Source organism: Demequina sp. (genome assembly GCF_016278765.1).
Lineage (GTDB): Bacteria > Actinomycetota > Actinomycetes > Actinomycetales > Demequinaceae > Demequina.
The window spans coordinates 23225-35833 of sequence record NZ_JADQBE010000085.1; the positions used below are offsets into that span (position 1 = coordinate 23225).

A 12609-nucleotide genomic window follows, 5' to 3' on the forward strand; every position below is an offset into this window, starting at 1 on the left:
CAGGACCCGTCCTCACCGCGGCGTTCCGTCGGCGCGAAGCGAGCGGCTACCCGCAGTCGCCTGCGGCGAGGCCGCCCGCGGCCGAGACCTGCCACGGGCTGGGGGTGGTGGCGGCGGTGGTGACCCAGACGCACCAATCCGTGGCGCCCGTGCCGGTCACGCCGCCGAGGGCGACGCCGTCCGAGACCGGCTCGGGGCCGAGCGTGGCGTCGCCCGCGAAGACGTAGCGGCCGTTCACGACGGTCACCGCGGGAGGGGCGCCCTCGTGGTCGGCGTAGTACGTGGCGAGCTGCTGGCCGAGTTTCCCTGCGTCGCTCATGGCTGCAGCGTCGTACGCGCGCTCCTGACCGGAGTCGACAAGATTGGCCTGCTGCTCCACCGCGGGTTTCGCCGCGAACGCGAAGAAGGCGAGGATGACGCCGCCCACGACGACGGCGACCGCCACAATAGCCACGATGATGCCGACGCGACCGCCCGCGCCACGCCCAGAGCCGCTACCGCGACCCTGGCGCGGACGGCTCCGGCTCGTCCACGCGGCTCCGTCCCAGAATCGCTCGAATCCGTCGACATGGGGGTCGGGATACCAGCCCTGGGCGCCGGGCGTCGGCTGCTTCATGTCCATACTCCTTGCTGGGCCGTTCGCCGTGTGCGGCGCGCGCCGCGGGGAGGCCTCGACGCCCACTCGCCCATTATCGGCATACCGGTGCGCGATTAACGTCGCGCCCCAGGTGGCGCCGCGCGCGACACGCCGTATCGACGCCGTGGGGTCGCATCGAACCGGCCGGGTCTATACGTTGGTCTTCCGAACGAGGCCTACCCGCTACCCCACGGAAACGAGGAGATCCCGTGTCGAGAACTGCCATCCACACGGTGCTGGCCATGATGCGCGAGCGGACCCGGTCGCGGCGAACCTTGAGGCGACCGCCAAACTCCCGGTCGGCACACACCTGAGTGTGCCCATTCGCACTCAGAACGGACGAGTCTTCGGTACCTTGTGTTGCTTCAGTCATGCGATACAGGACGACGTGACCGAACTTGACCTTGCGTTGCTGCGTCCACTGTCGGAATTCGTCGGAGCGCTGATGGAACGCGAAGAACAAGAGAATGCCGAAAGCTTCGGGGCGAGAGGACGCGTCGAGCGCGTCCTGCGTGCCGGGGGCCCCACGATCGTGTTCCAGCCAATCGTCCACATCGGCTCGCGCATGCCGGCGGGATATGAGGCCCTGGCGCGTTTCGGCGACCGCCGAACGCCCGACATCTGGTGCGAAGAGGCCTGGCGAGTCGGGCTGGGCTCGGAGTGAGAGCTCATGGCCGCGGAGTACGCGCTCAAGGACTTCACCGACAGCGGGATCGACGGCTACGTCAGTGTGAACCTGTCGCCCGCATCACTGGAGTTTGTCGAGACGATCGACTCTCTGTCCGCCCTCGCCAGCGACCGAGTCGTCATCGAGATCACCGAGCATGCTGCGATCCGCGACCCACGCGTGCTCCTCGCGCTTTTGGCCGACTTTCGTGACGCTGGCGGACGGCTGGCGATCGACGACATGGGAACCGGCTATTCGGGGCTGAGCCATCTCGTCGAACTGAGTCCCGACATTGTCAAACTCGATCGGTCCCTGGTCGCGGGAATCGCGCACGGAAACGTGCGTCACTCGTTGGCGCGATCCCTTGTCGCCTTCTGCTCTGACGTCGGTACGAGCATCATCGCGGAGGGCGTGGAGACGGAAGAAGACAGTGAGCTTCTGCACAATATTGGCATCGATTTTGCCCAGGGGTATCTCTACGCCAGGCCTGGCCCCCTCATCGAGAGCTGTGCCACCGCGCCGTAACGTCGGCACACCGGCGCGCGACGTGGCGTGCCTCAGATGTCGTGCAGGGGACGTCATGAAGTCTGTCTCACGATTCGGGACCATCCTCGCCATCGCTGTCGTGGCAACCGTCACGGCATGCTCCGGCAGCGAGGAATCCATCGAGGCCGAGGTGGGTCAGGGGTGACGACTGGTGTGGAACGACGAGTTCTCGGGCGATCAGATGGATGGCGCCAAGTGGAGCCACGAGACCAACTGCTGGGGCGGCGGAAACAACGAGCAGCAGTGCTACACGGATCGCCCCGAGAACTCCTTTCTTCGGGACGGCGCGGTGGTCATCCACGCGCGGGAGGAGACGTTTACCGGCCCGGCCCAGCCCACGGAATGGGCGGGAACCAATCCCCACGACACCGCGACCCTGCCCTACACGTCCGCCCGGATGCGAACGCTCAACAAGGGTGACTTCACCTACGGCCGGATCGAGGTGCGAGCCCAGCTGCCCGGGGGGCAGGGGCGATGGCCTGCGATATGGGTGCTCCCGCAAGAGATGGCCGTGGACTATGTGCGGGTGTTCTCGTGTCCCGCCTCGCCGACCACGCTCGACGCATGCGCCACCCCCAGCCCCGACGCCGAGGCCGTCGCTGGCAACCAGCCGCCCAGCCGCGTCGACGTTTCCTGATGCGGGCGCGCAGGACGGAGTAGTGCTGCTCGTCGACGGCGTCCGGGTGATCCGCGAGTTCGCCCTTCACACACCCGACCGCGCCGAGTCGGTCGCGGGGTGTCGGGGGCGGAACGTCCGCGCCACGTGGCGGCCCGTGGGAGAGTAGTGCCCATGAGCGAAGCCGACCTCGGCGGACTCAGCCTCGAACAGGCCGAGCGCGAGATTTACGCCCACATCCTCTCCCGAAGTCCAGAGCACGATTTCGAGCCCAAGCTCGATCGTGTTCTTGAGGCGTGCACCCTGCTTGGCGACCCGCAGCACGCCTACAAGGTCATTCACGTGACCGGCACCAACGGCAAGACCTCCACGGCACGGATGACGGAGTCACTGGTGCGCGCTCACGGATTGCGCACGGGTCTGTTCACCTCGCCCCACCTCAGCTCCGTGCGCGAACGCATCGCCATCGATGGCGAGCCCATCAGCCAAGAGGCGTTCGTGCGTCTGTGGGCCGAGGTCGCGCCGTTCATTCGCATCGTCGATGCTCGCTCCGCTGACGCCGGCGGCCCGCGCATGAGTTTCTTCGAGGTGCTCGCCGTGCTCGCGTTCGCGGCCTTCGCGGACGCCCCGGTGGACGTCGCCGTGATTGAGGTGGGCATGGGTGGCATCTGGGATGCCACCAACGTCGTGGACGCCGATGTCGCCGTCATTGGCCCGATCGCCCTCGACCATGAGCGCTGGTTGGGTTCGTCGCTCGCCGAGATCGCCACGGAGAAGGCCGGAATCATCAAGCCGAACTCGGTGGTCGTCCTGGCGGAGCAGGCGGACACCGCAACGGACGTCATCGCCGCCAACCTGCCGCGAGCGCGGGCCGTGATCCGCGAGGCGGAGGACCTTGAAGTCGTGGACCGGGCCGCGGCGGTCGGCGGGCAGCTGCTGACGCTGCGCACCCCCTCCGCGACGTACGAAGGCGTCTTCGTGCCCCTCCTGGGAGCTCACCAGGCGCGCAATGCCAGCATGGCACTTGCCGCGGTGGAGGCGCTCCTTGCCGACGGCGGCGACCTGCAGTCGCTCGCGGGGGACACCGTGGAGGCGGGATTCGCCGCGGTGACCTCGCCCGGCAGGCTTGAGATTCTTCGCACGTCGCCCACGATCGTGGTGGACGCGGCGCACAACCCGCACGGCATCGGCGCCCTGGTGGAGGCGGTGGAGGAATCGTTTGCCTTCTCGACCCTGGTGGGCGTGGTGGCCGTGCTTGACGACAAGGATGCCGACGGAATTCTTGCCGGGCTTGAGTCGCTCCTGGACACCGTGGTGGTGACGAGGTCGAGCTCTCCACGGGCGATCGATCCCGATCAGCTCGCGCGCGTGGCCACGACACACTTTGGCGAGGACCGCGTGGTGACGGCGGCCGACGTGCCGAGCGCGCTCGACGCTGCCGTGCAACTCGCCGAACGGGACGACGACATCGGCGGGGGAGTCCTCGTAGTCGGCTCGATCACCCTGGTGGCGGATGCCCGGACGCTGTTGGGCGCCGACAAGCCGTCACGCCACGGGGCCCGAGGATGACCGAGAACGAGGCGCCGCGCCCGCAGCGGCCAGCAATCGTGGTCTTCACCCAGACCACCCTGTTGCTCGAATCCCTCGCGACGTTCTTCGCCATGCTGGTGACATGGGGCCTCGGTCGCGCGGACATCGTCGACGTGTCCGCCGGTTCGGTATGGATTGCCGGATCGGCGCTGGCCGCGGCCTTCGCCTTCGCCTCCGGCCGCGCTCACGCCCGGTGGGGCCGCATTCTGGGGTGGGTCCTGCACCTTCCTCTCATCGCGGGAGGGCTGTGGGTGCCTGCCATCGCTTTTGTCGGGATCATGTTCTTGGGTATCTACGCGCTCGGCGTCAGGCTCGGTATGCGGATTGACCGGGAGCGGGCAGAGTTTCACGCACGTGACGCCGCAGAGGGAGGAACGCCGTGAGCAGCTTTCTCGCTCGCATGGGGTTCCTGGTCGTCGGCGCCATGGTGGGACTGAGCATGATGTTCTATTCGTTTGAGCGACTGTCGCTGGTCCAGTTGGCACACACCTTGGGCCAAGGCGACGGCCGTCCACCCGGCACGGTGCAGGCCGCCCTCTTCGTCGGCCTCTCGCTGCTCAATCTGTCCGCGCTCTTCGCCCTCAACCGGTGGGCGAAGTTCCTGCGGGAGTTTCCCACGACGCGGCAGGCGCCGGTGTGGTTCCTGGTGGCGTTGCTGTTGTTCGGCGGCGGCGCGATGGTGTGGGCGTTGGCCACGCACTCCGGTTGGCTGCGCACCTTGGACGAGGTGCCGCTCAGCGTGCACTGGGGCTACATCGGCTTCCAGGTGGTCGCCGCGATGTTGGTGCTGATACCGCTCGTGCTCTTGGGCGCGCGGTGGTCGCCGGGTTACAAGGGGCAGGTAAACCCGGTCGGTTAGACCGACAGTGCCGAGTGAACCTCGTAGGCGGCCAGCACCTCGCGCCCCGGCAGTGCGGCGATCTCCATGAGGAACGCGAAGGCCACCGAGGCCGCGCCCGCTCTGGTCAGCAGGTCGGCGACCGCTCCGGCGGTGCCTCCAGTGGCCAAGACGTCGTCGATCACGAGGACCCGCTTGCCCTCGATTCCGTCGGGATTCAGCGTGAGTTCGGAGGCGCCGTACTCGATCGTCGCGTCGGCCTCCAGCAGCTCTCCGGGAAGCTTGCCCTTCTTGCGCACCATCGTCATTCCCACCCCCAAGTCCTGGGCAATGACGGGCGCGAAGATGAAGCCTCGCGCGTCCACGCCCGCGATGATGTCGATGTCGTCGCGCTCCGGGGGCGTCAGCGCGTCACAGGCCGCACGAAAGCGCCCGGGGCTCGCCAGGATCGGGGCGATGTCATAGAACAGGATTCCCTCGACGGGAAAGTCCGGGTAGGTGGCGAAGTCCTCGAGGGTGATCATGAGGCCATCCTGGCAGAGCCGGGAACCCGTTAGGCTCGCTGCCATGACGGAACGCACACTGATTCTGGTAAAGCCCGACGGCGTCAAGCGTGGCCTCTCGGGAGAGATTCTGCGCCGCATCGAGGCGAAGGGCTACACGCTGGTGGCCGTCGAGCTGAAGGCTGCCACGGCTGAGCTCCTGGCCGCACACTACGAGGAGCACGTGGGCAAGCCCTTCTACGAGCCGCTTGTCGAGTTCATGATGACGGGTGCTTCGCTCGCCATCGTCGCCGAGGGCGACCGCGTCATCGAGGGCTTCCGCTCGCTTGCCGGGCCCACGGATCCCACCACGGCGCCGCCCGGAACGATTCGCGGCGACCTGGGTCGACAGTGGCCCACCACGGTTCTACAGAACCTGGTGCATGGCTCGGACAGCCCCGACAGCGCCGAGCGAGAGATCGGCGTCTGGTTTCCGACGCTGTAGCGGCACTCCTGTGGCGGTCGCCCACAGTGCGCCCACCCATCACTAGGCTTGCCCCGTGCATCTGAAGTCCCTGACGCTACGAGGATTCAAGTCCTTTGCGTCGGCGACCACCCTTGAGTTCGAGACGGGCATCACGTGTGTGGTGGGTCCGAACGGCTCGGGTAAGTCGAATGTGGTCGATGCGCTCGCTTGGGTGATGGGCGAGCAGGGAGCGAAGACGCTGCGCGGCGGCAACATGGCCGACGTGATCTTCGCCGGCACGTCCGGGCGCCCGCCGTTGGGCCGCGCCGAGGTGTCGCTCACCATCGACAACGCCGACGGCGCGCTGCCGATCGAATACTCCGAGGTGACGATCAGTCGCACCTTGTTCCGCTCAGGCGGCTCCGAGTACGCCATCAACGGGTCGCCGTGCAGACTGCTCGACATTCAGGACTTGCTGTCCGATTCCGGCCTGGGTCGTGAGATGCACGTGATCGTTGGCCAGGGCCAGCTGGACGCGGTGTTGCGCGCCACGCCCGAGGAGCGTAGGCACTTCATCGAGGAGGCTGCGGGCATCCTCAAGCATCGTCGGCGCAAGGACAAGGCGCTGCGCAAACTCGACGCGATGCAGGCAAATCTGACTCGTGTGCAGGACCTCACGGCTGAGATCCGACGACAACTGGGGCCGCTCGGCAAGCAGGCCGAGGTGGCACGTCAGGCGCAGTCGATTCAGTCCGAGGTGCGCGACACCACCGCGCGACTGCTCGCCGACGACATTGCCACGCTCGCCTCCGGCATCGCCGAGGAGCGGGCGGACGAGTCGGCGATGCTGGAGCGGCGCGTGCAGGTGGAGAAGGCCCTCGCGGAGGCGCGTGGTTCGCTCGTGGAACTGGAGCGTGCCGCGGCCGAGGCCACTCCCGCCCTCACCCGCGCCAACGACACGTTCTACCGCCTGTCCTCGATCCGTGAGCGCCTGCGCAATCTGGGCGCGCTCGCCGAGGAGCGGGTGCGCATGCTGGGCTCCGCGATGGACTCCGCGCCGCCCACGGACTTGGTGGACCTGGCGGAGCAGCTCGAGCGAGCGCATGCCGCCCGCGAGGAGCTCGACGCCGAGGTGCGCGATGCGGCCGAGGCCCTCGAGCGCGCGGAGGTGGCGCGCGCCGACGCAGAACTCACCGCCCAGGCGTCCGAGAAGCACCTGGCCAGCCTGCTGCGATCTGTGGCCGACCGCCGTGAGGGCGTGGCCCGGCTCGCGGGAGACGTGGCCGCCGGCCGGTCGCGCACAGAGGCGATGGAGGCCGAGATTGGCCGACTGCGGGAGGCCCAGGCGCACGCCGACAAGCGCGCCCACGAGGCAACGACGGAGTTTCAACGGCTCGAGACCACAGTGGCGGACGTGGAGCGGGGCGAGGAGGACCTCGACTCGGCACACGAGGCCGCGGTGGATGCGTGGGACGCCGCGAAGGAGCGCCTTGAAGACCTGAAGACGCGACTTCGCGACGCGGAACGACAACGCGACACGTGGTCGGCGAAGGTTGAGGCGCTGAGCCTGTCGCTGGAGCGCAAAGACGGTGTGGGCGAGCTGCTTGCAGCGGGTATGAAGTCCGTGCGCGGCACGGTCGCCTCCCTCATCGAGGTCAACGACGGCGCCGAAGACGCGATCGCGGCCGCGCTGGGCCCGCTCGCGGAGGCCGCGGCCGTCGACTCTGTGGGCGACGCGGTCGACGCGATCCGCTGGCTGAGAGACGAGGACGCGGGACGCGCGCGCTTTGTGGTGGCGGACGCCGACGCCCAGGTGACCAACCCGCGCATCGGTCTTCCCGCGGGCGCGCAGTGGGCCTCGGAACTCATCTCGGGGTCTGATGCCTTTGCCGCGACCGTGCGCGCGTTCGTTTCCGGCGTGGCGGTGGTGGACGATCTTGCGGCCGCGCGCTCGCTCGTGACGGCGCACCGTGACGTGGTGGCCGTCACCAGGCGCGGGGACCTGTTGGGGGCGAGGAACGCCTCCGGGGGCGCCGGGGATGCGCCGAGCATCATGCATGTGCAGGCCGCATACGACGACGCGTGCGCTCGGCGCGACCAGGCCGCCCGCCTCATCGAAACGGCGATGTTCGAGCAGCGTGCTGCCGAGGATCAGGAAGCGCAGGCGCGCGAGGCCCAGGAGGGCACGCTCGCCCGGCTCGACGAGTTGGACGCCCGCATGTCCGCCGTGGCCGAGCGGCTCGGGCATCTGTCTGCCACCGCCCGGGCCGCGCGCGCCGACGCCGACAGGCTCGCCGCCCAGGTGGAACAGGCCAGCGCGCGCATCGCGGCCGAGGAAGATGACTTGGCCGGTTTGGTCCAGAGGCTCACCGCGGCCCAGGCCGAGCCGGAGCAGACCGAGGCCGACACCGCCGAGGCTCAACGCCAACGCGACTCCGCCGCCGCAGCAGCCCAGCAGGCGCGCGCGAAGGAGACCGAGGCGCGACTGGCGTTGCGCACCGGCGAGGAGAGATCACGCGCCCTTGCGGCGAGGGCAGAGAGCCTGGAGCGCACGGTGACGGCCGAGCGGGATGCCCGGGCTCGGGCTGAGGAGGCCGCTCAGCGCCGGGAGCGCCAGGCGATGGCGGCCCGTGAGGTGATGGCAGGGGTTCACGCCACGATGCCGCACATCGACACCGCAGTCGCGAAGGCAGACGATGCCCGCGCCGAGGTCGAGGCCAAGCGTGCCGAGCGCACCTCCGCGCTGTCCGAGGTGCGCGCCCAGGTCGACCAGCTTGCCGGCGAGTACGCCAGGCTGACGGACGAGACTCACCGCGACGAGGTCGCTCGGGCTCAACAGCAGGTGCGCCTGGAGCAAATGCAGCAGCGCGCGGTTGACGAATTGGGCCTCGATCCGGATCAGCTCGTGGAGGAGTTTGGTCCGCAACACGGCGTTCCGGTGGTCGGCGGCGAGGGTGACGAGGGGTTCGAGCCTTTTGTGCGCGAGGCCGTGGAGAAGCGGCTGCGCACCGCGCAGCGTGCGATGGCGCAACTGGGGCGGGTGAACCCCCTCGCACTCGAGGAGTTCGCGGCTCTGGAGGAGCGGCACAAGTTCCTGCAAGATCAGGTGGCCGACATCAAGTCATCGCGCGAGGATCTGCTGTCCATCGTCACGGAGATCGATCAGCGCGTGGAGCAGATCTTCACCGCCGCCTTTGTCGACACGGCCGCGCAGTTTGAGCGCATCTTCCCCCGGCTGTTCCCCGGCGGCGAGGGCAAGTTGGTGCTCACAGACCCCAAGAACATGCTCGACACCGGCATCGAGGTCGAGGCGCGTCCCGCGGGCAAGAAGGTGAAGCGCCTGTCGCTGCTATCGGGCGGCGAACGCTCGCTGACCGCCGTGGCGCTGCTCATATCGATCTTCAAGGCGAGGCCCAGCCCGTTCTACGTGATGGACGAGGTGGAGGCCGCCCTTGACGACACCAACCTCGGCCGCCTGTTGGAGATCCTCCGGGAGCTTCGCGACGATTCGCAGCTCATTGTTATTACGCACCAGAAGCGCACGATGGAGGTTGCGGACGCCCTCTACGGCATCACGATGCGCGGCGACGGCGTCACGACTGTGGTGAGCCAACGCATGGGGGACCACGCGTAGCAGGCTCAGGGAACGTCGGCCCCTGTGGTGCGTTATACGTTCTGGATGCGCGTGAAGAATCCGCGCGTCGGATCCTCTCAACGGCGAGAGTATTATGTACCAAATGTCCGTTATGAAGGGTCGCCGATGTTCCGCTACATGATCGATGTCATCGCCTGGGCGGTGACGTTCTCGTTCCTTGCCTTCGCCCTTGCGTTCCTCGCCGAGGGTCGTGGCATGCACCTGATGCGGGTAGTTCTGGGACTTGCTCCAAGAAAGCAAGGGCTTGAGGCGTTCGAGACGGTGCCGCGCGATGAGGGCGACTGGCGAGTCATCTCGTCCTTGGAGGAGCCGCAACCCCGTTTTCCTGAGGTGCAGAGCCGCCCGGACGCGGATCTGACCGCCTCGCACCGCACCGGCGCGCCCGCGTAGGTCTCACCTCAGTTCTCTTGGGACAATGAGACGGTGGACGTCTCGTGGATTCCTGGAAGCGCCGACGGCATCGTCGTCGCCTGTGTTGCCATCGTGGCTGCTGCCGGTGGCTGGTGGGCAGTGCGGTCGCGCCGCTCCGGCAAGTCGCAGCCCCCGCCACAAGGCGACATCACCGCACCGCCATCGGCGAGTGCGCCCACTGAGGTCCCCACACGGCAGAAGCCGCACGGGCCACCTGCGGACATTCCCGAAGATGTCTCGTCACGATTCGAGCGCAGGCGAGCCCGAGTCGGCGGTGCCTTCGGGGCGCGCCTCGCCTCGTTCTTCGGCAGGTCCGACTACGACGACTCCGCCTGGGACGAGCTGGAAGATGCGCTGCTGACAGCCGACGTCGGGTCCACGATGACCGAGAGGATCCTCGCGTCCGTGCGTGCACGCGTCCAGGGTGGCGAGTCATCGCCCCGCGACGCGGTCCGGGAGGCGCTCATCGAAGCCATGGACCCCCTCGCGGACAGGAGCCTTTCGTTGGGTGTGCCCGGCGACGGCAACCTCGCCGCCGTCTTGGTCGTCGGAGTCAACGGCGTGGGCAAGACCACCACCGTGGGCAAGCTCGCCCGCGTGCTGGTGGCCGAGGGACACACGGTGGTGCTGGGTGCGGCCGACACCTTCCGCGCTGCAGCCGCGGACCAGCTCGAGACGTGGGGCACGCGCGTGGGAGTGATCACCGTGCGCGCCGCCAAGGAGGGTGCCGATCCCGCGTCCGTGGCCTTCGAGGCCGCCCGTTCGGCACGTGCCGAAGGCACCGATGTGGTGCTGGTGGACACCGCGGGTCGCCTGCAGAACAAGGCCGGCCTCATGGACCAGCTCGGCAAGGTTGCTCGCGTGGTCGAGAAGGTTGCCCCCGTGCGCGAAACGCTGCTGGTGCTCGACGCCACGACCGGGCAGAACGGACTGGTGCAGGCCCGCGTGTTCGCCGCGGCCGTCGCCCTGACGGGGGTGGTGCTTACCAAGATGGACGGCACCGCCAAGGGCGGAATCGTGCTCGCGGTGCAGAACTCGCTTGAAGTGCCGGTGAAGTTCGTGGGGCTTGGCGAGGGTGTCGATGACCTGGCTCCGTTCGACGTTGAGGGCTTCGTGGACGGGCTGCTCGACGGCTGACTCGGCGATACGCGAGCGGCACCGCGACCGTCATCATCGTGCGAGCGGTCCCGAGTCTGCGGGTGTTCATGTCCGTAAAGTGCCCGTCGCAACATGACTTTTACGTGGCGCACCATTTCGTAACGGTGCGGAAACACGGGAGAGGCTCATGCGAAACCATCCTGCGGGAGTGTGGCACTACTGCTGGCCGTCCGGCCCGCGGAGGGAGAAGAGACAATGGATTTCGCGCTGGATTCTGGCAATACCGCGTGGATGATCGTTGCGACCGCACTTGTGCTACTGATGACGCCCGCACTGGCGTTCTTCTACGGTGGCATGGTTCGCACGAAGTCCGTGCTCAACATGATGATGATGAGTTTCATCAGCATCGGTGTCGTGGCCGTGGTTTGGGTGATATACGGCTACGGACTCACCTTTGGCTCCGGAAGGTTCATCGGGGACCCATCCGGCTTTTTCGGCCTCAACAGCATTGCTGACACGAGCAGCCTCGCCGCAGGCGCCGGTGTTCCGTTCCTCGTGATGGCCGCCTTCCAAGCGACCTTCGCGATTATCACGGTCGCCCTCATCTCGGGTTCAGTCGCCGACCGCATGAAGTTTGCCGCGTGGATGCTGTTCGCGCTCGTATGGGTCACGCTGGTTTACTTCCCGATTGCCCACGCGGTCTGGGGTGGTGGCATCCTCGGTTGGCAGAACGACCTCACGCCATCTTCGCCCATCGACTTCGCGGGTGGAACGGTTGTTCACATCAACGCCGGCGCGGCGGGCCTCGCCTTGGCCCTCGTACTCGGCCTGCGTAAGGGCTTCGGCAAGGAGCCGATGCGCCCGCACAACCTTCCGTTCGTCATGCTTGGCGCCGCAATCCTGTGGTTCGGCTGGTTCGGCTTCAACGCCGGTTCGGAGTTTGCTGCGGACGCAACCGCTGGACGTGCGTTCCTTAACACGCTCCTGGCGCCTGCGATCGCGATGCTCGCCTGGCTCCTCGTGGAGCGGATCCGTGACGGTCACGCCACGACCCTCGGCGCCGCGTCTGGCGTCGTCGCTGGTCTGGTTGCCATCACGCCAGCGGCAGCCTCGGTGGACAGTTGGGGTGCCCTCGCCATCGGCGTGGTCGCCGGTGTGGCCTGCGCCTATGCCGTCGGTTTGAAGTACAAGTTCGGCTACGACGACTCGCTTGACGTTGTCGGTGTCCACCTCGTGGGTGGCCTGGTCGGCACGCTCATGATCGGGCTTGTGGCAAACCTTTCCGAAGGCACCACCTGGGCAGGGGCGGGCGACCCGCTCGTGCCCAAGGACGGACTGTTCTACGGTGGAGGCCTGGACCAGCTCGTGACCCAGTCCATCGCCGCGGTCATTGCACTCGCGTTCTCTTTCATCATGACGTACCTGATCGCCTTGGCGATCAAGCACACGATCGGGCTGCGAGTGAGCGAAGATGTAGAACTGGCGGGTATTGACTTCGCCGAGCACGGCGAAACTGCTTACGAGGAGGCGAAGTAACGATGAAGCTGGTCACTGCGATCATTCAGCCCCACCGCGTGGACGAGGTCCGTGCCGCAATTGAGGC

Annotated in this window: 13 protein-coding genes; 11 read left to right on the plus strand and 2 right to left on the minus strand. The window is 67.5% G+C overall.

Annotation, left to right across the window (positions count from 1 at the left end):
• Positions 1–46: 46 nt before the first annotated feature.
• Positions 47–616, minus strand: a complete 570-nt coding sequence (locus tag QZZ29_RS12220) for a DUF2510 domain-containing protein (RefSeq protein ID WP_291383628.1) — start codon at positions 614–616, stop codon at positions 47–49.
• On the opposite strand from QZZ29_RS12220, the gene QZZ29_RS12855 reads away from it, so the two are divergent.
• From QZZ29_RS12855 to QZZ29_RS12250, 6 genes are all read left to right on the plus strand, one after another.
• Positions 615–1301 carry a GAF domain-containing protein gene (locus tag QZZ29_RS12855; protein ID WP_366479583.1) on the plus strand — a complete coding sequence of 229 codons (687 nt, stop codon included), beginning with the start codon at positions 615–617 and terminating at the stop codon, positions 1299–1301. The two genes, QZZ29_RS12220 and QZZ29_RS12855, sit on opposite strands and share 2 nt — an antisense overlap.
• A 6-nt stretch (positions 1302–1307) precedes the next feature.
• Positions 1308–1829 (plus strand): EAL domain-containing protein, encoded by a 522-nt coding sequence (locus tag QZZ29_RS12230; protein ID WP_291383632.1) that lies wholly within the window; start codon positions 1308–1310, stop codon positions 1827–1829.
• Positions 1830–2001: 172 nt separating this feature from the next.
• Positions 2002–2487 carry a glycoside hydrolase family 16 protein gene (locus QZZ29_RS12235; RefSeq protein ID WP_291383634.1) on the plus strand — a complete coding sequence of 162 codons (486 nt, stop codon included), beginning with the start codon at positions 2002–2004 and terminating at the stop codon, positions 2485–2487.
• A gap of 153 nt (positions 2488–2640) precedes the next feature.
• Positions 2641–4035 (plus strand): folylpolyglutamate synthase/dihydrofolate synthase family protein, encoded by a 1395-nt coding sequence (locus QZZ29_RS12240; protein WP_291383636.1) that lies wholly within the window; start codon positions 2641–2643, stop codon positions 4033–4035.
• Positions 4032–4439: a DUF4233 domain-containing protein gene (locus tag QZZ29_RS12245; protein ID WP_291383638.1), complete on the plus strand. Its 408-nt coding sequence runs from the start codon at positions 4032–4034 to the stop codon at positions 4437–4439. Before QZZ29_RS12240 ends, QZZ29_RS12245 begins: the two co-directional genes overlap by 4 nt.
• Positions 4436–4915: a hypothetical protein gene (locus QZZ29_RS12250; RefSeq protein WP_291383640.1), complete on the plus strand. Its 480-nt coding sequence runs from the start codon at positions 4436–4438 to the stop codon at positions 4913–4915. Before QZZ29_RS12245 ends, QZZ29_RS12250 begins: the two co-directional genes overlap by 4 nt.
• On the opposite strand, the gene QZZ29_RS12255 is transcribed toward QZZ29_RS12250, so the two are convergent.
• A complete protein-coding gene (locus QZZ29_RS12255; RefSeq protein ID WP_291383641.1) occupies positions 4912–5418 on the minus strand; it encodes an adenine phosphoribosyltransferase in 507 nt (168 codons plus the stop codon). The two genes, QZZ29_RS12250 and QZZ29_RS12255, sit on opposite strands and share 4 nt — an antisense overlap.
• Before the next feature lie 43 nt (positions 5419–5461).
• Between QZZ29_RS12255 and ndk the strand changes: the two genes are divergently transcribed.
• The 5 genes from ndk to QZZ29_RS12280 all read left to right on the plus strand — a co-directional run bounded on the left by ndk (position 5462) and on the right by QZZ29_RS12280 (position 12542).
• Positions 5462–5881, plus strand: coding sequence for a nucleoside-diphosphate kinase (gene ndk / locus QZZ29_RS12260; RefSeq protein ID WP_291383642.1), 420 nt, complete (start codon positions 5462–5464; stop codon positions 5879–5881).
• A 55-nt stretch (positions 5882–5936) separates the two neighbouring features.
• A complete protein-coding gene (gene smc, locus QZZ29_RS12265) occupies positions 5937–9476 on the plus strand; it encodes a chromosome segregation protein SMC (protein WP_291383644.1) in 3540 nt (1179 codons plus the stop codon).
• A 126-nt stretch (positions 9477–9602) separates the two neighbouring features.
• Entirely contained in the window at positions 9603–9887 is a 285-nt protein-coding gene (locus QZZ29_RS12270; RefSeq protein WP_291383646.1) for a hypothetical protein, read from the plus strand.
• A gap of 33 nt (positions 9888–9920) precedes the next feature.
• Positions 9921–11045 (plus strand): signal recognition particle-docking protein FtsY, encoded by a 1125-nt coding sequence (gene ftsY, locus QZZ29_RS12275; RefSeq protein WP_291383648.1) that lies wholly within the window; start codon positions 9921–9923, stop codon positions 11043–11045.
• Between the two features lie 216 nt (positions 11046–11261).
• A complete protein-coding gene (locus QZZ29_RS12280; RefSeq protein WP_291383649.1) occupies positions 11262–12542 on the plus strand; it encodes an ammonium transporter in 1281 nt (426 codons plus the stop codon).
• Positions 12543–12609 lie beyond the last annotated feature (67 nt).